The sequence below is a fragment of the Streptomyces sp. 3214.6 genome (genome assembly GCF_900129855.1).
Classification (GTDB): domain Bacteria; phylum Actinomycetota; class Actinomycetes; order Streptomycetales; family Streptomycetaceae; genus Streptomyces; species Streptomyces soliscabiei.
In genome coordinates, this window is the sequence record NZ_LT670819.1 from 7,138,366 (window position 1) to 7,157,860 (window position 19,495).

Here is a 19,495-nt window from a genome sequence, read left to right on the forward strand (position 1 = left end):
CCTGCGTTGATTGGCTCTCGACCCGGGAACGACGTGGCCGGGAGACTGCGGGTCTGATGCCGTGCTGAAGGAGTTGTGATGCAGGTTGCCGTGGTCACGTTCGACGGGTTCAACGAGCTCGACAGCTTCATCGCCTCCGCGCTGATCAACCGGTGTCGCAAGGATGGCCTGGAAGCGTTCGTCACGACGCCGACGCCCGTGGTCACGTCGATGAACGGCGTCGAGGTGAGCGGACAGCGCCCGATGGAGTTCGTGACCGAAGCCGACGTCGTGCTGATCGGCAGCGGGGTGAAGACGCGGGACGTGGTCGCCGACGACCGGCTGATCTCCAGGCTGCCGCTCGACCCCTCACGTCAGCTGATCGGCTCGCAGTGCTCCGGCGCGCTGGTGCTCGCCCGACTGGGGCTGCTGCACTCCATGCCCGCCTGCACGGACATCAAGAGCCGGCCCTTGGTCGAGGCGTGCGACGTCACCGTGCTGGACCAGCCGTTCTACGCCGAGGGGAACATCGCCACGGCGGGCGGCTGCCTGGCATCCCAGTACCTCGCCACCTGGGTGATCACCCGGACGCTCGGCGAGGACGCCGCGCGCGACGTCCTCGACTACGTGGCTCCGGTCGGCGAGAACCAGGAGACCGTGGAGCGCGCCGTGCGTGCCGTCCAGAAGGGCGCGATCGCGCTGCGCTGACGCCTGGGGCCGGTGGGGCGCACGGTCGTCACACCGACTCGCGCCAGCCGTTCGTGATGGGCAGGCGGCGGTCCTTGCCGAAGCCCTTGGCCGAGATCTTCGTGCCCGGCGGGTACTGGCGCCGCTTGTACTCGGCCGTGTCGACCATGCGCAGGGTCTTCACGACCAGCTCACGGTCGTATCCCGCCGCGACGATCGCGTCCGCGCCCTGGTCCCGGTCGACGTACAACTCGAGGATGCCGTCCAGGACGGGGTAGTCCGGGAGGGAGTCCGTGTCGACCTGGCCGGGGCGCAGCTCGGCGCTCGGCGGCTTGGTGATCGAGTTCTCGGGGATGGGCGGCGTCTGCCCGCGCTCGGCGGCGGCACGGTTGCGCCACTCCGCCAGACGGAAGATCCAGGTCTTGTACACGTCCTTGATGGGGCCGTACGCGCCCACCGAGTCGCCGTACAGCGTCGAGTAGCCGACCGCCAGCTCCGACTTGTTGCCGGGGGCGAGGACGATGTGGCCCTCCTGGTTGGAGATGGCCATCAGGAGAGTGCCGCGGAGGCGGGACTGGAGGTTCTCCTCGGCGAGGCCCGTCAGCTCCGTCGCCCCCATGTACGCGTCGAACATCGGCTCGATCGGCACCGTGCGGAAGTTCAGGCCCGTGCGGCGCGCCAGCTCCGCCGCGTCGCCCTTGGAGTGTTCGGAGGAGTACTTCGACGGCATCGACACGCCGTACACGTGCTGCGCGCCCACCGCGTCGCACGCGATCGCCGCGACGAGCGCCGAGTCGATACCGCCCGACAGCCCGATGAGCACCGATGTGAAGCCGTTCTTCGCGACATACGCCCGCAGGCCCACGACCAGCGCCGAGTAGACCTCCTCGGCGTCGTCCAGCCGCTCCGCGTAGCCGCCGGAGAGCTCCGGCTCGTACGCCGGCAGCGGGTCCTGCGACAGGACGACCCGGTCGATGCGCAGCCCGTCGTCGACGACACCCGTGGGCGCGTCGGCCGAGGCCGCGGGCAGGTCGAGGTCCAGGACCACGCAGCCTTCCGAGAACTGCGGCGCCCGCGCGATCACCTCGCCGTCCTTGTCGACGACGATCGAGTCGCCGTCGAAGACCAGCTCGTCCTGCCCGCCCATCATCGCGAGGTAGGCGGTGGTGCAGCCGGCCTCCTGGGCCCGCTTGCGGACCAGCTCCAGCCGGGTGTCGTCCTTGTCGCGCTCGTAGGGCGAGGCGTTGATGGAGAGCAGCAGGCCTGCCTCCGCCGAGCGCGCCGCCGGCACCCGGCCCCCGTCCTGCCAGAGGTCCTCGCAGATGGCGAGGGCCACGTCGACGCCGTGGACGCGCAGCACCGGCATGGTGTCGCCCGGCACGAAGTAGCGGAACTCGTCGAAGACGCCGTAGTTGGGCAGGTGGTGCTTGGCGTAGGACAGGACCACCTCGCCGCGGTACAGCACCGCGCCCGCGTTGCGCGGGGAACCGGCCGGCCGGCCGAACTTCGACCGGCCGCTCTCGGACCGGTCGAGATAGCCGACGACCACCGGCAGCTCGCCGAAGCCCTCGTCGGCGAGGCGCGCGGCGAGCGTGCGCAGGGCCGTGCGGGAGGCCTCGACGAAGGAGGAGCGCAGGGCGAGGTCCTCGACGGGATACCCGGTCAGCGCCATCTCCGGGAACGCCACGAGATGCGCTCCCTGCTCGGCCGAGTGCCGGGTCCAGCGGAGGATCGTTTCGGTGTTGCCGACGAGGTCGCCGACGCGCGAGTCGATCTGGTTCAGAGCGAGACGAAGTTGAGGCACGGGGCCAGTGTAATCGTCAGAGCGACGCGATGGGGTGGCGTGAGATGTCGTCCACCTCACGCCACCCACCGGCACGCTCCGTCTCAGCGCTTCATGCCTTGCTTCAGCGCTTCACGCGTTGTTTCAGCGCTTGCGGTACGACTCCACGTAACCGCTTGCGGGCGTTCCCACGCCGGTGACGTCGTCGTAGCCCTTCACCGCGGACAGCGAGCTGTCCTTGCCGAGGCTGCGGACCGAGGTCAGCAGGCCGCCGGTCGCGTCGATGCTGTTGGCGAAGTCGACGCGCGCCACCGCGAGCCCGGACCCGGTCGGGTTGTCCGTGACGTCGTGGTAGACCCGGGAGCCGAACTTGGAGTAGATCGACGGGTTGGCGAAACCGATCGCCTTGCCGCCGTGCGCCTCCTGGGCCAGCGCCTGGACGGCCGCGATGACCGGCGCGGCCAGCGAGGTGCCGCCGATGCGGTACTCGCTGTACTGCTGCGACCCGTCCGGGAAGGTCTGGGTCTGGCCGACCCGGAAACCGGTGTTCGGGTCGGCGATCGCCGAGATGTCCGGGACGACACGGTTACCGGCCGCGTTGTTGGCCGTGGCCAGCGCGTTCGGGACGACGCCCTTCTGGTAGTACGGCTCGGCGACGGTCTTGCTGGTGCCGCCGCCCGCACCCGAGGTGAACGCGCCCGGGAAGTTCGTCCAGCTCTTGCCGTCGGCCGACAGCGAGGCCTTCTCGGTGCCCCAGCCGGTCTCCCACAGGTACTTGTCGCCCTTGCCGACGGCCAGCGAGGTACCGCCGACCGCCGTCACCCATGCCGAGTTGGCCGGGGTGTCGACCTGCTTCGTCCCGGTGTTGGCGACCTCGTCGCCGTTGTCGCCGGAGGAGAAGTAGAAACCGATTCCCTCGACCGCGCCGAACTGGAAGACCTGGTCGTAGGCGGCCGCCAGGTCCGGCGTCTGGTTGGCCTCGATGTCGCCCCAGGAGTTGGAGACGATGTCGGCCAGGTGGTTGTCGACGACCTTGCTGAGCGAGTCGAGCAGGTCGTCGTCGAGGCAGGACGCGCCGCCCACGTACGTGACGTTCGCGTCCGGCGCGACCGCGTGCACGGCCTCGACGTCGAGGGTCTCCTCGCCGTACCAGCCGGCCGCGCTGCACTCGTCGGCGCCGGTGTGCGTGTAGTTCGGCGGCAGGACCTGCTTCAGCTGACCGGTCTTCCAGGCCGCGTCCCCGTGCGCCTTCGCGTAGGTGGCCGCGTCGAAGGCGATGGTCGGCGAGGCGTACGCGTCGGTGATGGCGATGCGCACGCCCTTGCCGGTGTACTTCCCGGCGCCGTAGGCGGACCGCAGCTGCTTGCCGGTGTACCCCTGCACGGCGTACGGGATCTTCTTGCCGTACGCCGACGGCAGGGTGCTCGCGGTGTTGGAGCCGTAGTACGAGGAGAACGGCCCGGCGTTCTTGAACACCGCGTCGGGCGGCGGCAGTTGGTCCTTCGCACTGGCCTTGTGCGGAGCGTTGTCCAGGCCGGTGACGGTCAGGACGGCGCCGTCGAGGCTCGCGGGAGCCGAGGCCGCCTTCGCGGGCGCGCGGTAAGTCTTGCCGCCCTTGGCGTAGTTGTGCAGCTGGGTGCCGAACGCCTTCTCGGCGGCGGCCACTTCACCGCTGACGGAGACGTAGTGCTCGGTCGTGCCCGTCACCTTCAGGCCGGCCGAGGTCAGCCAGGACTTGACCGCGGCCACCTGCGCCGCGGTCGCGCCGTAGCGGGCCTGCGCCTGCCCGGCGGAGAGGTACTTGCCGTAGGCGGCGGAGCTCGGGTCGGAAACCGCCTTCGCGTACTGCGCGAGGCCGGCGGCGTCACGTCCCGCGAGGTAGACCCGGGCGGAGACCTGGGCGCTGTCCGCGGTCGAGCCCTTGTCCGCCTTCGCCGTGGCCCACGCGGGCTTGGTCCCGGCCAGCGTGTCACGGGTGGGGCTGTCCGCGGCGTGCGCCGCGGGTATGCCGAGCGCCAGCGCGCCGGCGATCATCGGCAGTGTCGCTGCCATGCTCGCTCCGGCGCGCAGCGCGGCGCGGTTGGATCTCATAGGACCCCCTGTATGTGGTTCGACGCGAGTAGATCACTCGCCTCGGCCACTCTGGCCCTGAACCGTTCATGCCAGGGGAATGCCAAACCCAAGAAGATCCCAAGTAATCGCTGTCGGCGGCGATTTGGGGTTTAGATCCTTTCGGCAGCGTTACGTCTGGTGGAAAATCCTCAGGTACCGGCCGCGGATCTCAGCCAGACTCCCGCCAGGACCGGCCGCCGGGACGCTCAGTCGGGCCTGTGGCCGTTCTGCCGTAGCCGGGTGTGCATCTCGTCGTGGGCGCGGGCGGAGTGCGGGTTGCCGGGGTCGTGCATACGGAGCAGGTAGGAGTAGAGGGCCGCGACGCACAAGTCCCGCTGCGCGTAGGGCGCGTCGTCGACCAGCCGAAGGTCGCGCGAGACCTCCCGGATGGTCCCGTCGGCCGTCGTGTACAGCGGATGCCAGACCAGAGTGATCGCCCGCCCGGCCTGCTCGCCCATCTCCTGCATTTTCCGCAACTGCGGTATCTCCTGGTCCTGTAGGACGCTGTCGGGATCGTGCGCCCGGAGGAAGATGTGCACGGGCCCGGTCGCCCGCTGCACGAACGCCACAGACAGAAGGTTCCAGAGCGGCCCGATGAGGGAGAAGTCCGGGTGCAGCCGGAGGCTGTTGATCACTCTGCCGAGGTTGGAGTGCTCCAGCGTCGTATGGCCTTTGGCGGTCGCGTAGTCGTTGACGTCGAGGCCGCCGGACCACAGCCCCATGGTGGGGGTGGGGATCCGCAGATGATCGCCGACCATGTCGACGACCGCGCGGTACCAGTCGTTCCCGGAGCGCCGGGACCGCCGCTGAGACCGTGTCAGATGCCGGTCGTCGAGCGACGTCTCCAGCTCCGCCTGCTGTCGGATGCCGCCCATGAGGAGCTGCCACACGGCTTCCAGGGTGTCCCGGTCGAAACCGGCCCGCCGCATCAGGGCCTGGAACTGCGGCCACTCCGGATGCTCGACGGGGTGCTCGGCGTAGCGGGCGGTGTCGCCCCGGGCCTGGTCGTCGCCCGCCCCGGCCCGCTGGACGGCGAGGGCCCGGGACACGGCCGCGTTGCCGGCCAGCCGCTGCAGGGCGAGCAACCCGGCGGCCGGCCCCGCGGTCTGGGGCATGACCCGCTGCTGTCGTTCCCGTGCGGTGCGCTCGGCGCTCCGTGAGTCCTGCGCGCGCAATCGTCCTCCCCTTCACGGCCGGCTCCGCCGCCCCCGGCGGTCGCCCCGAAAGCAGTACGCCCCACGCAGCCGACGAGACTCACGGCACACGGCACACGGCACACGGCACACGGCACACGGCGCACAGCGCACGGCACACCGCCTACCGCACACGGCTCAGCGCGCTCGGGCGCCCCGTTCCTTCAACATGTCGGCCATCAGCTTGATCTCCGACTGCTGTGCCTCGACCATGCCCTGGGCGAGCCGCTTCTCCACGCCGACGGTGCACTTGGCGACACACCCCTCGGCCATGTGGACACCGCCCTTGTGGTGGTCGGTCATCAGCTGGAGGAAGAAGACCTCGGCCTGCTTCCCGTTGAGCGTGCCGAGCTTCTTCATCTCGGCGTTGGTGGCCATGCCGGGCATGAGGGCGCCGTCCTCGCCGTCGCTCATCCCGCCCATGCCCATCCACGTCATGGGCGCGTCGGCCGACACCTTCGGCAGCCCCCAGAGATCGAGCCACCCGAGCAGCATGCCGCGCTGGTTGGCCTGCGTCTGCGCGATGTCGTAGGCGAGGCGTCGTACGTCCGCGTCGGTCGTCCGGTCACGCACGATGTACGACATCTCGACGGCCTGCTGGTGGTGCACGGCCATGTCCCGGGCGAATCCGGCGTCGGCGGAGTCGGCGGCGGGGGGTGTGGTGCCCGTCGAGCCGTCCTCGGCGACGGAGTAGGTGATGGCCCCGGCGGCGACGAGCACTCCGGCCACGGCGACCGCCACTCCCGCGTACCTCACTGCGACAGACCGCCCGTGCAGGCCGCGCCCGGCTCGGGCGTCTGCTCGCCCTGTACGAACTTCGCGAAGAACTTGTCCACGTTCGCGTCGCTCGCGCTCGTCACCGTGCGCTGGTGTCCCCACGCGGTGAGCATGATCGGGTCGGCCTGGGCGTCGTCCGGGCTCATGAGGGTGTACGGCGTCTTCTTGACCTTGGCGGCCAGCGCGTCGACGTCGGCCTTGCTCGCCTTGCTGTTGTACGTCACCCAGACCGCGCCGTGCTCCAGCGAGTGCACGGCGTTCATGTTGTTGAGCGCCTTGGTGTAGACGTCGCCGTTGCAGTTCATCCAGACCTGGTTGTGGTTGCCGCCCACGGGAGGCTCGGTCGGGTACTTCACCGTCTTGGCGACGTGGGTACGCCCGAGCGTCCCCTTCCACGTCTTGACCCCGTCCGAGCCGGTGACGAACTTCCCCGAGGCCTTGGCGTCGGCGGCGTTGGAGGAGTCGTCCCCGGACTGCGACTTCACGACGAACACACCACCGGTGATGAGCGCGGCGACGGCGACGACACTGCCGGTGATCGCGAGAATCCGGTTACGGCGCTCCCGGGCCTGTTCGGCCCGCCGCATCTCCTCTATACGTGCCTTGCGCGTCGCGCTGCTGGTCTTGTTTGCGGAACCCATGAGACCTGTCCTTCTGGGGGAAAGGGGCGGGACGGGAGGGGGGCACTGCTGCTTCTGCTTGAGCCGGGTCCGCTGATCGTAATGGGGAGGACGGCGGTTCTCGTAGGCAGGTCACAGCCAACCGAGGCGCCGGCGCGCTGGGGGAAGAGGTGGACGGAAGAATTTCCCGGATAATTTGAAGCGGAGATGCGCATTATCTACGCTTCCTCCCATGCGGCTGCTGCGATCCACCGACCTGGCACTGCGCGTCCTCATGAGGCTCGCGGTGGCGGACGAGAACCCGGAGGCCACCCCCACGACCCGCGAGGTCGCGGCCGCGATGGAGGTCCCCTACACCCACGCGGCCAAGGTCGTGGCCGAGCTCCAGCACCTGGGCCTCCTGGCGGCCCGCCGGGGCAGGGGCGGCGGTCTGGCCCTGACGGAGAAGGGCCGCACGGCGTCGGTGGGCGGCCTCGTCCGCACCTTCGAGGGCGACGGCGACGTCGTCGACTGCGAGGGCGCCACCCCCTGCCCCCTGAACGCGGCCTGCCGCCTGAGGGGCGCCCTCCGCCGTGCCCAGGAGGCGTTCTTCGCTTCCCTGGACCCGATCACGATCACGGACATCGTGCGGGAACCGACGGGCCCGCTGCTCCTGGGGATCTCCGGACGACCCGAGTGACCACCGGCCTCGCAACCCCATTGAAAACACCTGGGCGTGCCGGATTGGATGGCCCGATGGAACGCATCGAAGCAGAGCTGTTCACCGCCGGCGGCAACGACGCCGTAGTCCGCTTGCCCGGTCGGCGGTTCCCCGGAGTGCTGGTGCAGGGCGACTCCCTGCACATCCTCCGCACCGACGCGGCCGAGCTGGTGGAGGCATGCGACCGCGGCGATCTGGGCGACGCCCGCGACGCCGCCGGCCTTCTTCTGGCCGGTCTCGACGCCCTGCTGAAGCGCTACGCGACCGCGTTGGAGGAGCACGACATCCCGCGGCCCTACTGAGTTCGGCAGCCCGCTGTGCCTGCTCCCCGTTGATCATCAGGGGAGTGCCCCGCACCGGACGTGATCACTTCCCGCAGCCGGAGTACCCCTGCTTCCGGCTGACGGGACGCTGCGTGCGCACGACGTCGTCCGCCTTGCTGAACCCTTCCCAACCCTTTCGGACGTTGTCGAACGGTTCTCGGCGACAGGCCCTAGCCCGCCGTGTGTGGAGCCGTGCCCATGCCCGGGACCGATGCCTGCGCATCGTCGAACGAGAACGTGTCGTTCTCACCGAAGTCCGGGGCTTGGAAGGGGTTCGTCGTCGGAGGCGGCGATGCCGTGGCGGCACCGCGAGGCGCCCCCTCCGGAGCGGAGAACAACGAGGTCAGGTCGATGAGAGGTCTCCCAATCGTTACAGGGTGATGAAGGGACCCGGTCCGCCGTGACCGGGCGCCGCGGTTCTAGAGCTTGCTCATCTTGGCGTAGGGACTCAGGATCCGCTCCTGGGCCGAGCCGAAATCGACGAGCACCGCGATCCCATCCTCGATGCCGACCACTCGGCCGAGGCCGTACATGTCATGCGTGACCTGGTCCCCCACGGCGAACTGCTTGGGAACCGGCGCGGCCGGGGCCTTGAAGGGGCTGGTAGGCAAATAACGCTTCGGGGCAGCTGGCTTTGTCATTGCCCCCAGTATGCGCCAGCGCGCGTCCGATCGCTGCGGTCGTCCGCGACCACATCCACTGTTCGACACCGGGAGCCTTCACGGAAAGTGACAGAACTGTGACGGACGGGTGCTGGACAGGGTGAAGGTCACGGCTCGATGTCAGAGGGCCCGGGCATCATCTGGCGGATGCGCTACATACGTTGGACGTCCGACCGCATGTTCGTCTCGTACTGCCAGTACTACCTCCAGGGCGACGAGTTCCTCACCGAGTACGACGACGCCGACACCGTCGAGCGGATCTTCGAGGGCAACAGTCTGGCCGCCGGTGGGCCCGAGCACCTGACGATGTTCGCCGGCACGCACACCGGGTGGATCCGGCTGACCACCGAGCAGTGCCCGCAGGAGCCGCCGTTGGACGGCGCGGAGGGGGACGGTGGGGAGTGGGAGACCGTAGTGGACGTGAGTATCTGCAGCACCAGCGGGGTGCTGCGGTTGTTCAGGTGGGGTGGGGACGTCGTCGAGGACGCCGGGAACTTCGCCGTCGCCGGGGCCGGCTGGTACCGGGTCCGGGTCCAGGCGCGTGGACGGGACGCGGGCGCGACGAACGCGGGGGACGAAGTGGTCGAGGAGCACCGGGTGAGCGTGTGGCCCGCCCCGCCCCTGCCGGACGTCGTCCACCGCGCTGACGACGCCTTCGCCCGCGCGCACTACGACCCCGGGCGGCCGCCCGGGCTGCCCGTCCACCCGTGACGTCCGGCCCTCGGATTCGGTTTCGGGGTCCGCTTGTGTCAGGCCCGGGCCAGCCACAGGTCCGGGCCGAACACCTCGTAGTGGACGTCCGCGGGGGCGACCCCCTTCTCGATCAGCTGCGCCCGCACGGCCCGCATGAACGGCAGCGGGCCGCACAGGTACGCGCGCGTGCCCGGTGCGACCGGGACGTCCGTGAGGTCGGCCCGCCCGGTCCGGGCGTCCGCCGGGGCCTCGCGCTCGTACCAGAGGTGCACGGACGCGTCCGGCAGCTTCGCCGCGTACGTCTCGTGGTCCGCGCGCAGGGCGTGCTCCGCGGGGGAGCGGTCCGCGTGGACGACCGTGACCGGGGCGCTGTGGCCGGCGGCCGCCAGGTGGGCCAGCATCGCGACGATCGGGGTGACGCCGATGCCGGCCGAGGCGAGGAGGAGCGGGGCTCCCTGGACATCGTCCAGGACCAGGTCGCCGTACGGCTCGGAGAGCTCCAGGACGCTGCCCTCACGCACGCGCGCGTGCAGGTCGTTCGAGACCTCGCCCGCCGGGGTCGAGGCGCCGCCCGGCACGCGCTTGACGCTGATCCGGCGCAGGTCCGACCCCGGGGTGCCGGAGAGGCTGTACTGGCGTATCTGACGGGCGCCGTCGGGAAGCCGGGTGCGGACGGACACGTACTGGCCCGCGCGGAAGTCGCGTACGGGGGCGCCGTCGAGCGGCCGCAGACGGAAGGAGACGACGTCCGCGGTCTCTGTGACGCGTTCCACGACCTCCCACTCACGCCAGGTGCCCGCACCCCGGCCGGCGTCGCCGAGCCCGCTCTCCTCGTACAGCCGGCGCTCGATCGCGATCAGGGCGTTCGCCATCAGCCAGTAGACCTCGTCCCAGGCCGCCGCGACCTCGGCGGTGACCGCCTCGCCGAGGACATCGGCGATGGCGGCGAAGAGGTGCTCGTGGACGACCTTGTACTGCGCGGGCGCGATCCCCAGTGAGGCGTGTTTGTGGGCGATGCGCCCGAGCATGGCGTCCGGGCGGTGCTCCGGGTGGTCGACGAGGTGGGTGGCGAAGGCGGCTATCGAGCCCGCGAGGGCCTGGCGCTGGGTGCCCGCCGCCTGGTTGCCGCGGTTGAACAGGTCACGCAGGAGGCCGGGGTGCGCCGCGAACAGGCCGGCGTAGAAGCGCTCGGTGATCTCGCCGATGGCCGCGCCCACGGCGGGGAGGGTGGCGCGGACGGTGGCTGCGGACTGTTCGGACAGCATCGGGACTCCTCGGGATTCGGGGCAGCACAAGGGCCGCCGAGAGGCGGCGACACCACGGCGTGCGACTCGTCGCTCGGCTGTCCGGCACGCTAGTTAAAGTTGCATCTGAGATGCAAATTAAGCGGGCGGACGGAGACGGGGGAGGTCGGGCATTACGGATGTCGGTCCGAGCAGGCAAGATGGGCGGCAGAGCAGTACGCCTGCCGGACGTGCGGCAGTGCACCTGCCGGACGTGTGGGCAGTACATCTGCCGGACGTGCGGCGTTCAGGCCCGGGTCGCCGAGGCGATCATGGTCCGCAACGCGCACGAAATGGTGTTGTGGTGTGATGCTCAGGTGCCCGACCGCCTCTTTCGTGGGACGGGAGACAGGCGGCCTGACCAGCAAGGATGGGGAAGCGGAAGATGGACAAACAGCAGGAGTTCGTGCTCCGGACGTTGGAGGAGCGCGACATCCGGTTCGTACGGCTGTGGTTCACGGACGTGCTGGGCTTCCTCAAGTCCGTCGCCGTGGCCCCCGCCGAGCTCGAGCAGGCATTCGACGAAGGCATCGGCTTCGACGGCTCCGCGATCGAGGGCTTCGCCCGGGTCTACGAGTCCGACATGATCGCCAAGCCGGACCCGTCCACGTTCCAGGTCCTGCCCTGGCGCGCCGAGGCCCCCGGTACCGCCCGCATGTTCTGCGACATCCTCATGCCGGACGGCTCGCCGTCCTTCGCGGACCCGCGCTACGTGCTCAAGCGCGCCCTCGCCCGCGCCTCCGACCTGGGCTTCACCTTCTACACCCACCCGGAGATCGAGTTCTTCCTGCTGAAGGACAAGCCGACCGACGGCTCCCGCCCGACCCCGGCCGACAACTCCGGCTACTTCGACCACACCCCGCACAACGTCGGCATGGACTTCCGCCGCCAGGCGATCACCATGCTGGAGTCGATGGGCATCTCCGTCGAGTTCTCCCACCACGAGGGCGCCCCCGGCCAGCAGGAGATCGACCTGCGCTACGCCGACGCGCTCTCCACGGCCGACAACATCATGACGTTCCGCCTGGTCATGAAGCAGGTCGCGCTGGAGCAGGGAGTCCAGGCGACCTTCATGCCGAAGCCGTTCTCCGAGCACCCCGGCTCCGGCATGCACACACACCTCTCCCTCTTCGAGGGCGACCGCAACGCGTTCTACGAGTCCGGCGCGGAGTACCAGCTGTCGAAGGTCGGCCGGTCCTTCATCGCGGGTCTGCTGAAGCACGCCGCCGAGATCGCCGCCGTCACCAACCAGTGGGTCAACTCCTACAAGCGCATCTGGGGCGGCTCCGAGCGCACCGCCGGCGCCGGCGGCGAGGCCCCCTCGTACATCTGCTGGGGCCACAACAACCGCTCCGCGCTCGTCCGCGTCCCGATGTACAAGCCCGGCAAGACGGGCTCCGCCCGCATCGAGGTCCGCTCGCTGGACTCCGGCGCCAACCCGTACCTCGCGTACGCCATGCTGCTCGCGGCCGGCCTCAAGGGCGTCGAGGAGGGCTACGAGCTTCCGCCGGGCGCCGAGGACGACGTCTGGGCGCTGTCCGACGCCGAGCGGCGCGCGATGGGCATCGAGCCGCTGCCGCAGAACCTCGGCGAGGCGCTGAGCCTGATGGAACGCAGCGACCTCGTCGCCGAGACCCTCGGCGAACACGTCTTCGACTTCTTCCTGCGCAACAAGCGCGCGGAGTGGCACGAGTACCGCTCCGAGGTGACGGCGTTCGAGCTGCGGAAGAACCTGCCGGTGCTGTAGGCGCTGGACAGGATTGATTCCGCTGGAGCGGTACACAGGGCCGACGGTGAGGACACCGTCGGCCCTGTGGCGTCTTGGCGTCTGGGCGGCTTGAATCGGAAAGGAGGCCTGCCTCGACGGCACACGTCAGGGCGCCCAGATCCCCGTGATGTCCGTCGCGGAGGCCGCGTTGCCGGCGTGGGTGGTCAGGCCCTGGCTGTCCTCCAGGGTGCGCAGCAGGTCGTAGTGGTTGTACCTCGTCGACGAGGACGAACCCGGAGTCACCGGCTGGCCGTACAGGACCGTCGGTATGCGGTTGCCGGCCAGGCGGTTGTCCTCGTCGAAGGTGACGACGAGGAGACTGTTGTGGGTCCTGGCCCAGGTCGCGTAGGCGCCCAGGTTGTTCTTCAGCCAGGTGTCGCCGGTCGCCACCGGGCAGTCGTGCATGTCGCTGCACAGGTCGGGGATGACGAAGGACACCTGGGGGAGCGTCGAGTAGTCGGCCGGGAACTGCGCGAAGGTCTTCGCCGTCGACGTCGGGACGTTGCTGAAGCCGAACCACGGGTTGTGCTTGCGGGCGTAGTCGCCACTGCCGCACGTCGTCGAACCCTGGCTGGGCAGCGTCTCGTTGTAGCTGGCCCAGGTGCGGCCGGCCGCGAGCAGCTCCGAGGCGAGGTTCGGGGCCGAGGAGAAGCCGGGCGCGTAGCAGCTGTCGTCCGTGATGCCCTGGGTGGAGCCGGAGAACAGCGCGAAGTAGTTGGGCTGGCTCGGGTGGGTCTCGGCGTACGACTGGGAGAGGTTGGCCCCGCCGGTCTTGAGCGAGTTGATGTACGGGGCGCTGGAGGCGCCGATGACCTGGCCGTAGGCGTGGTTCTCGAAGACCACGACAACCACGTGGTCCGGGGTCGGCACGCCGGCCACCGCCCGCGCGGGCGGGGAGGAGCCGCCGAGACCGGACCACAGGCCCGCGGCGGCCGCCGTGAGGGCGACGACGGATGCCACGACCGCACGGCGGCTGCGACGGTACAGGGATCTGCCGGAACTGCTGGACACATCAGCCTCCGGTGGGGGTGAGGGGAGCAGGACGATGGGCGGTGGACTCAAGCCGGCTCCACTTAACACAGAACCTGAAACCGGCCCGGAGCGCCACAGTGGGGTGAGGGTTACGCTCAAGTGCGGACGACCTTGATCGAGGAGGCCTGGATGGCGCCGGGGCGCAGGAGCAGTACCTTCACACGGCTGCTGCGGCACGGTTTCACCGATCCGTCCGCCGCCGAGCGGCTCCTGGACGGGCCCGAGCTGTCCCCGGTACGCAGCGATCCGTTTCTGCTGGAGGCTCTCGGCGGCACCGCCGATCCCGATCTCGCCCTGCACGGTCTCGTCCGGCTGCTGGAGGCGCAGCCCGGGCACACCGCCCGGCGGGAGCTGCTCGACACGCTGATAGCGGCCAAGCCGCTGCGGGACCGGCTGCTGGGAGTGCTGGGGGCGTCCGCCGCTCTCGCCGATCACCTCGCCCGGCATCCGCGGGACTGGGAGGCGCTGGTCACGTACGAGCCACGGGATCTGCACCCCGGGGTGGAGGAGTTCGAGCGCGGGCTGTCCGAGGCCACGGATCCCGTGCTGCTGCGCGTCGCCTACCGGCGGTGTCTGCTGTCCATCGCGGCGCGTGACGTGTGCGGGACGACCGATCTCGCCGAGACGGCCGCGGAGCTCGCCGATCTCGCCACGGCCACGTTGCGGGCCGCTCTGGGGCTGGCTCGGGCCGCGGCGCCGGATGACGCGGCGTTGTGCCGGCTCGCTGTCATCGCCATGGGCAAGTGCGGTGGGCATGAACTGAATTACGTGTCCGACGTCGATGTCATCTTCGTGGGGGAAGCTGTCGGCGGGGCCGACGAGGGAAAGGCGTTGCGGGCCGCCACCAAGCTCGCCTCGCACATGATGCGGATCTGTTCCGAGACGACAGTGGAAGGGTCCATCTGGCCCGTCGACGCCAACCTGCGGCCCGAGGGGCGCAACGGGCCGCTCGTGCGGACACTCAGCAGTCACCTCGCGTACTACCAGCGGTGGGCCAAGACCTGGGAGTTCCAGGCCCTGCTGAAGGCGCGGCCGGTCGCGGGGGACCTGGCGCTGGGGGCGGAGTACGTCGCCGCCGTCGAGCCGCTGGTGTGGAAGGCCGCCGAGCGCGAGAACTTCGTCACCGACGTGCAGAAGATGCGGCGGCGGGTCATCGAGAACATCCCGGCCGCCGAGGTCGAGCGTGAACTGAAGCTCGGGCCCGGAGGGTTGAGGGACGTCGAGTTTGCCGTGCAGCTGCTGCAGCTGGTGCACGGGCGGGCCGATGTCTCGCTGCGGAGCGGGACCACGCTGGACGCTCTGCAGGCGTTGGCCGCGGGAGGCTATGTCGGGCGGGCCGATGCCGAGCAGCTCGACGTTGCCTATCGGTTTCTGCGGTCCATGGAGCATCGGATCCAGTTGTACCGGCTGCGGCGGACCCATCTGGTTCCGGAGAGCGAAGCCGAACTGCGGCGGCTCGGCCGGTCGCTCGGGCTGCGGACCGATCCCGTGGTGGAACTGGGGCGGGAGTGGAAGCGGCATGCGGCTGTGGTGCGGCGGCTGCACGAGAAGCTCTTCTACCGGCCGTTGCTCGATGCCGTCGCTCAACTCGCCCCCGGTGAGAGCCGGTTGAGTCCTGAGGCGGCTCGGGAACGGCTTGTCGCGCTCGGGTACGCCGATCCCGCTTCTGCGTTGCGTCATCTGGAGGCGTTGGCTTCCGGTGTGACGCGGAAGGCTGCCATTCAGCGGACTCTGCTGCCTGTGTTGTTGGGGTGGTTCGCGGACTCCGCCGATCCCGACGCCGGGCTGTTGAACTTCCGCAAGGTGTCGGACGCGTTGGGTAAGACGCCTTGGTATCTGCGGTTGTTGAGGGACGAAGGGGCTGCCGCGGAGAATCTCGCGCGTGTCCTTTCCGCCGGGCGGCTCGCCCCCGATCTGCTGATGCGGGCACCGGAAGCGGTGGCGCTGCTGGGGGACGGGGACGGTGGGGGGCTCGAACCTCGGGGGCGGGCTCAGCTGGAGCAGGAGATACTCTCCGCGGTCGGGCGGGCGGAGGGGGTGGTGCAGGCGGTCACCGCGGCGCGTGGGGTTCGGCGGCGTGAGCTGTTCCGTACGGCCGCCGCGGACATCGTCGGCTCGTACGGCACCGAGGCGCAGCCCGTCGAGGCCGACCAGGGAGCCCTTGTGGACCTGGTGGGCGGGGCCGTGTCGGACCTCACGGCTGCCACGCTGGCCGGGACGTTGCGGGCGGTCGTGCGCGAGGGGTGGGGGGACACGCTGCCCACGTGCTTCGCGGTGGTGGGGATGGGGCGGTTCGGAGGGCATGAGCTGGGATACGGCTCCGATGCGGATGTGCTGTTCGTGCATGAGCCTCGGGACGGTGTCGATGAGCGGGAGGCGGCGGACGCCGCGAACAAGGTCGTCTCCGAGATGCGTCGGTTGCTGCAGATTCCCAGTGCCGATCCGCCGCTTCTCGTGGACGCGGATCTGCGCCCGGAGGGTAAGTCGGGGCCGCTCGTGCGATCGTTGAAGTCCTATGAGGCCTACTACCGGCGGTGGTCGCTGGTCTGGGAGTCGCAGGCGTTGCTGCGGGCTGAACTTGTCGCCGGGGACGAGGAGTTGGGACGGCGGTTCATTGAGCTCGTTGATCCGTTGCGGTATCCGGCGGGTGGGCTGGGCGAGGATGCCGTTCGGGAGATCCGGCGGCTCAAGGCCCGTATGGAGACGGAGCGGATGCCTCGGGGGGTCGATCCCAAGCTGCACACCAAGCTCGGGCCGGGTGGGCTTTCCGACGTGGAGTGGACCGTGCAGTTGCTTCAGATGCGGCACGGCTGCACGGAGGCGGGGTTGCGGACCACTCGTACGCGGCAGGCGCTTGCTGCTGCTCGTGCTGCCGGGCTTGTTTCGGAGGAGGATGCGGGGACGCTGGACGAGGCGTGGGTGTTGGCTACTCGGGTGCGTAATGCGGTGATGCTGGTGCGGGGGCGGGCGGGGGACACGTTTCCGTCCGATCCTCGTGAACTGGTCGCCGTGGGGCGGTACTTGGGGTATGGGCCGGGGCGGGTGGGGGACATGCTGGACGACTATCGGCGTACCGCGCGGCGGGCTCGGGGTGTGGTGGACGAGCTGTTCTACGGGGGGTAGGGGGGCGGTCGGGGGTTGGTCGGGGGTTGGTCAGGGGCGCGTCAGGGGGGCGGGGGTCGGCTGTTTCTCACCCGGGGTGAGTGGGGACGGGTGGGTGGGTCGGGGCCGTGGCGGTGCGTCGAGCCCGTCGCGTGTTGGGCGTACTGCTGTCTGTTTTCTTGGTGCTGTCGGCAGTGACGAGCTAAGCGACGGGCTGCGACGCACCGCCACGGCCCGCTCCCGCCGTCTCGCGGGTGCGGGATCGTTCGCCTTCCGCCCGGCCGTTTGTGTCGGTGTCCCGTCGTTCCCGTCGTTCCGGCCGTTTGTGTTGGTGCTCTGCTATGGGTTTCGTTCGGGTTCTGGCGGGGGCGGTGAGAGGGAGGGGAGGGGCTCGGGGGTGTGGTGGTCGGCGGCTTCGTCCCGATGGGGGTGGGCGGGTGCTCCTGGGGGAATGCGGGGCAGGGCGTGTGGCAGGGCGCCGTACCAGAGGCGGGCGACCGCGAAGCCGAAGGCCAGGCAGAGGATGCCGCCCACCGCGTCCAGCCAGAAGTGGTTGGCCGTGGCGACGATGACCACCAGCGTCGCCACCGGGTAGAGCAGGCCCAGGACGCGGACCCAGGGGAGTCTGGCCAGGGCGAAGATCGTCAGGCCGCACCACAGGGACCAGCCGATGTGCATCGACGGCATCGCGGCGTACTGGTTCGACATGTTCTTCAGGTCGCCGGACGCCATCGAGCCCCACGTCTGGTGGACCATCACCGTGTCGATGAAGTCGCCGCCCGGCATCAGACGCGGCGGCGCCAGCGGGTACAGGTAGTAGCCGACCAGGGCGACCGCCGTGGTCGCGAACAGGACCAGGCGCGTTGCCGCGTAGCGGCCGGGGTGGCTGCGGTAGAGCCAGACCAGGACGGTCAGCGTGACGATGAAGTGCAGCGTCGCGTAGTAGTAGTTCATGCCCACGATGAGCCAGGTCACCGAGTTCACCGCGTGGTTGACCGACTCCTCCACGGCGATGCCGAGATTATGCTCCGCGCGCCAGATCCAGTCCGTGTTGCGCAGTGCCTCGGCGCGCTGTTCCGGGACGGCGTTGCGCACCAGTGAGTACGTCCAGTAACTGACGCCGATGAGGAGGATCTCGAACCAGAGGCGAGGGCGGCGAGGGGTGCGCAGCCGGTTGAGCCGACGCTGCCGGGGCCCGGCCGTGACAGGGTAGGGAATGGCCTGGTCACGGCCCTCCAACGGTGTCACAGTCGATTCACCCATGGACATGAAGTCTGCCAGAAAAGCCCTCTTGGCCCGATCATCCCCCGGTCGGGTTCGCCCCGCACGTTGTACAGCGGGCGGACTGCCGCGTCTACTACCGGCGCACGGGGGCAATCCCTGGTTTCTCCGCCCAGCGGATGATTCCGGGCCCTAGGGACGATTCCGGTCACCGGGCGCCGAAGCGGTCGAACCGCGTACCACCAGCTCCGGCATGAACACGAACTCGCTGTGCGGCGCGGGGGTCCCGCCGATCTCCTCCAGGAGGGTGCGGACGGCGGCCTGGCCCATCGCGGGGACCGGCTTGCGGACCGTGGTGAGGGGCGGGTCGGTGAAGGCGATCAGAGGGGAGTCGTCGAAGCCGACCACCGAGATGTCCCGTGGGACCGCGAGGCCGCGTTGCCGGGCCGCCCGTATCGCGCCCAGCGCCATCATGTCGCTCGCGCAGACGATCGCCGTGCAGCCCCGGTCGATCAGGGCCATGGTCGCCGCCTGGCCGCCCTCCAGGGTGTAGAGGGAATGCTGGACGAGATCGGTTTCGATTGTCTCCGCGCTCAGGTGCAGTTGGTCCTGCATGGCCCGTACGAAGCCCTCGATCTTGCGCTGGACCGGGACGAAGCGCTTGGGGCCCAGGGCCAGACCCACCCGGGTGTGGCCGAGCGAGACGAGGTGGGTGACCGCCAGGGTCATCGCCGCCCGGTCGTCGGGCGAGATGAAAGGGGCCTGCACCTTGGGGGAGAAACCGTCCACCAGCACGAAGGGGACGCCCTGTGCGCGCAACTGCTCGTAGCGCTGCATGTCGGCCGTGGTGTCCGCGTGCAGGCCGGAGACGTAGATGATGCCGGCGACGCCGCGGTCGACCAGCATCTCGGTCAGCTCGTCCTCAGTGGAGCCGCCCGGGGTCTGGGTGGCGAGGACCGGGGTGTAGCCCTGGCGGGTCAGCGCCTGGCCGATGACCTGGGCCAGGGCCGGGAATATCGGGTTCTCCAGCTCCGGCGTGATGAGGCCGACCAGGCCCGCGCTGCGCTGGCGCAGCCGGACCGGGCGCTCGTAGCCCAGGACGTCCAGAGCGGCGAGCACGGACTGGCGGGTGGTGGCGGCGACGCCAGGCTTGCCGTTGAGGACGCGGCTGACGGTCGCTTCGCTCACCCCCGCCTGCGCAGCGATGTCGGCAAGCCGTGTGGTCACAGGGGTGGACTGTACCCGTCGGGTGCTGCCTTGCACACCGACCGGGCGCCGTGGGCGACCTGGTGAACGGCCCGCGCCGGGCTGCTGCGTCATCGCGCTCCCTCATGAAAGTGATGGCAAGAGCTTGCAGAGTCTTGCACAGCGGCCGCATGCCCCGCTGTGAGGCCGCTCAACCGCGACAACTACGGTCTCATGGCGGTCGAGGGGAGGTCACGCACGGGTCACGTGCGGATAACTTCGGAGATCTCTTGCACTTTTTTTCTGCAAGGTCTTTCGTGCCGCTTACATCGCTGTTACGTTCACGTCGCCCGACGGCGGCAACGGCGCGGTCGG

At 69.8% G+C, this 19,495-nt stretch carries 16 protein-coding genes; 6 read left to right on the top strand and 10 right to left on the bottom strand.

Annotation, left to right across the window (positions count from 1 at the left end; genetic code table 11):
* Window positions 1-78: 78 nt before the first annotated feature.
* Complete coding sequence (locus B5557_RS32305; RefSeq protein ID WP_079662759.1) at window positions 79-687, top strand: DJ-1/PfpI family protein; 609 nt, start codon at window positions 79-81, stop codon at window positions 685-687.
* Window positions 688-715: 28 nt separating this feature from the next.
* Here the strand turns inward: B5557_RS32305 and B5557_RS32310 are convergent, their stop codons facing one another.
* From B5557_RS32310 to B5557_RS32330, 5 genes are all read right to left on the bottom strand, one after another.
* Window positions 716-2,470 carry an NAD+ synthase gene (locus B5557_RS32310; RefSeq protein WP_079662760.1) on the bottom strand — a complete coding sequence of 585 codons (1,755 nt, stop codon included), beginning with the start codon at window positions 2,468-2,470 and terminating at the stop codon, window positions 716-718.
* A 123-nt stretch (window positions 2,471-2,593) separates the two neighbouring features.
* On the bottom strand, window positions 2,594-4,540 hold the full coding sequence (locus B5557_RS32315) for a S53 family peptidase (protein WP_079662761.1): 1,947 nt from the start codon (window positions 4,538-4,540) through the stop codon (window positions 2,594-2,596).
* 227 nt (window positions 4,541-4,767) lie between these two features.
* Window positions 4,768-5,676 (bottom strand): hypothetical protein, encoded by a 909-nt coding sequence (locus B5557_RS32320; protein WP_079662762.1) that lies wholly within the window; start codon window positions 5,674-5,676, stop codon window positions 4,768-4,770.
* Window positions 5,677-5,892: 216 nt separating this feature from the next.
* On the bottom strand, window positions 5,893-6,495 hold the full coding sequence (locus B5557_RS32325; protein ID WP_173877754.1) for a DUF305 domain-containing protein: 603 nt from the start codon (window positions 6,493-6,495) through the stop codon (window positions 5,893-5,895).
* A gap of 11 nt (window positions 6,496-6,506) precedes the next feature.
* Complete coding sequence (locus B5557_RS32330; protein WP_079662764.1) at window positions 6,507-7,172, bottom strand: DUF3105 domain-containing protein; 666 nt, start codon at window positions 7,170-7,172, stop codon at window positions 6,507-6,509.
* A gap of 211 nt (window positions 7,173-7,383) precedes the next feature.
* Between B5557_RS32330 and B5557_RS32335 the strand changes: the two genes are divergently transcribed.
* Together B5557_RS32335 and B5557_RS32340 are read left to right on the top strand one after the other, a co-directional pair.
* A complete protein-coding gene (locus B5557_RS32335) occupies window positions 7,384-7,830 on the top strand; it encodes an RrF2 family transcriptional regulator (RefSeq protein WP_079662765.1) in 447 nt (148 codons plus the stop codon).
* Window positions 7,831-7,886: 56 nt separating this feature from the next.
* On the top strand, window positions 7,887-8,153 hold the full coding sequence (locus tag B5557_RS32340; protein ID WP_079662766.1) for a DUF6959 family protein: 267 nt from the start codon (window positions 7,887-7,889) through the stop codon (window positions 8,151-8,153).
* A 440-nt stretch (window positions 8,154-8,593) separates the two neighbouring features.
* Here the strand turns inward: B5557_RS32340 and B5557_RS32350 are convergent, their stop codons facing one another.
* Window positions 8,594-8,815 carry a hypothetical protein gene (locus tag B5557_RS32350; RefSeq protein WP_079662768.1) on the bottom strand — a complete coding sequence of 74 codons (222 nt, stop codon included), beginning with the start codon at window positions 8,813-8,815 and terminating at the stop codon, window positions 8,594-8,596.
* Between the two features lie 168 nt (window positions 8,816-8,983).
* On the opposite strand from B5557_RS32350, the gene B5557_RS32355 reads away from it, so the two are divergent.
* On the top strand, window positions 8,984-9,547 hold the full coding sequence (locus B5557_RS32355) for a hypothetical protein (RefSeq protein WP_159424462.1): 564 nt from the start codon (window positions 8,984-8,986) through the stop codon (window positions 9,545-9,547).
* Window positions 9,548-9,585: 38 nt separating this feature from the next.
* On the opposite strand, the gene B5557_RS32360 is transcribed toward B5557_RS32355, so the two are convergent.
* The gene (locus B5557_RS32360; protein WP_079662770.1) at window positions 9,586-10,794 is read right to left on the bottom strand and encodes a globin domain-containing protein; all 1,209 of its coding nucleotides are present in this window, start codon (window positions 10,792-10,794) and stop codon (window positions 9,586-9,588) included.
* Between the two features lie 403 nt (window positions 10,795-11,197).
* Between B5557_RS32360 and B5557_RS32365 the strand changes: the two genes are divergently transcribed.
* Entirely contained in the window at window positions 11,198-12,559 is a 1,362-nt protein-coding gene (locus B5557_RS32365; protein WP_079662771.1) for a glutamine synthetase family protein, read from the top strand.
* 126 nt (window positions 12,560-12,685) lie between these two features.
* Here the strand turns inward: B5557_RS32365 and B5557_RS32370 are convergent, their stop codons facing one another.
* Complete coding sequence (locus B5557_RS32370; protein ID WP_173877874.1) at window positions 12,686-13,567, bottom strand: alkaline phosphatase family protein; 882 nt, start codon at window positions 13,565-13,567, stop codon at window positions 12,686-12,688.
* 174 nt (window positions 13,568-13,741) lie between these two features.
* Here B5557_RS32370 and B5557_RS32375 point away from each other — a divergent pair, with 174 nt between their 5' ends.
* Window positions 13,742-16,735, top strand: coding sequence for a bifunctional [glutamine synthetase] adenylyltransferase/[glutamine synthetase]-adenylyl-L-tyrosine phosphorylase (locus B5557_RS32375; RefSeq protein WP_079665127.1), 2,994 nt, complete (start codon window positions 13,742-13,744; stop codon window positions 16,733-16,735).
* A 318-nt stretch (window positions 16,736-17,053) separates the two neighbouring features.
* On the opposite strand, the gene B5557_RS32380 is transcribed toward B5557_RS32375, so the two are convergent.
* A complete protein-coding gene (locus tag B5557_RS32380) occupies window positions 17,054-17,977 on the bottom strand; it encodes a phosphatase PAP2 family protein (protein WP_099938232.1) in 924 nt (307 codons plus the stop codon).
* Between the two features lie 150 nt (window positions 17,978-18,127).
* Window positions 18,128-19,162 carry a LacI family DNA-binding transcriptional regulator gene (locus B5557_RS32385; RefSeq protein ID WP_079662773.1) on the bottom strand — a complete coding sequence of 345 codons (1,035 nt, stop codon included), beginning with the start codon at window positions 19,160-19,162 and terminating at the stop codon, window positions 18,128-18,130.
* Between the last annotated feature and the right edge of the window lie 333 nt (window positions 19,163-19,495).

Excerpts from the sequence above, each read along its gene's own strand:
- B5557_RS32305 (WP_079662759.1), top strand. The coding sequence starts at position 79 with ATGCAGGTTGCCGTGGTCACGTTCGACGGGTTCAACGAGCTCGACAGC.
- B5557_RS32315 (WP_079662761.1), bottom strand. The coding sequence starts at position 4,540 with ATGAGATCCAACCGCGCCGCGCTGCGCGCCGGAGCGAGCATGGCAGCG.
- B5557_RS32320 (WP_079662762.1), bottom strand. The coding sequence starts at position 5,676 with ATGCCCCAGACCGCGGGGCCGGCCGCCGGGTTGCTCGCCCTGCAGCGG.
- B5557_RS32330 (WP_079662764.1), bottom strand. The coding sequence starts at position 7,172 with ATGGGTTCCGCAAACAAGACCAGCAGCGCGACGCGCAAGGCACGTATA.
- B5557_RS32335 (WP_079662765.1), top strand. The coding sequence starts at position 7,384 with ATGCGGCTGCTGCGATCCACCGACCTGGCACTGCGCGTCCTCATGAGG.
- B5557_RS32340 (WP_079662766.1), top strand. The coding sequence starts at position 7,887 with ATGGAACGCATCGAAGCAGAGCTGTTCACCGCCGGCGGCAACGACGCC.
- B5557_RS32350 (WP_079662768.1), bottom strand. The coding sequence starts at position 8,815 with ATGACAAAGCCAGCTGCCCCGAAGCGTTATTTGCCTACCAGCCCCTTC.
- B5557_RS32355 (WP_159424462.1), top strand. The coding sequence starts at position 8,984 with ATGCGCTACATACGTTGGACGTCCGACCGCATGTTCGTCTCGTACTGC.
- B5557_RS32360 (WP_079662770.1), bottom strand. The coding sequence starts at position 10,794 with ATGCTGTCCGAACAGTCCGCAGCCACCGTCCGCGCCACCCTCCCCGCC.
- B5557_RS32365 (WP_079662771.1), top strand. The coding sequence starts at position 11,198 with ATGGACAAACAGCAGGAGTTCGTGCTCCGGACGTTGGAGGAGCGCGAC.
- B5557_RS32375 (WP_079665127.1), top strand. The coding sequence starts at position 13,742 with ATGGCGCCGGGGCGCAGGAGCAGTACCTTCACACGGCTGCTGCGGCAC.
- B5557_RS32380 (WP_099938232.1), bottom strand. The coding sequence starts at position 17,977 with ATGGGTGAATCGACTGTGACACCGTTGGAGGGCCGTGACCAGGCCATT.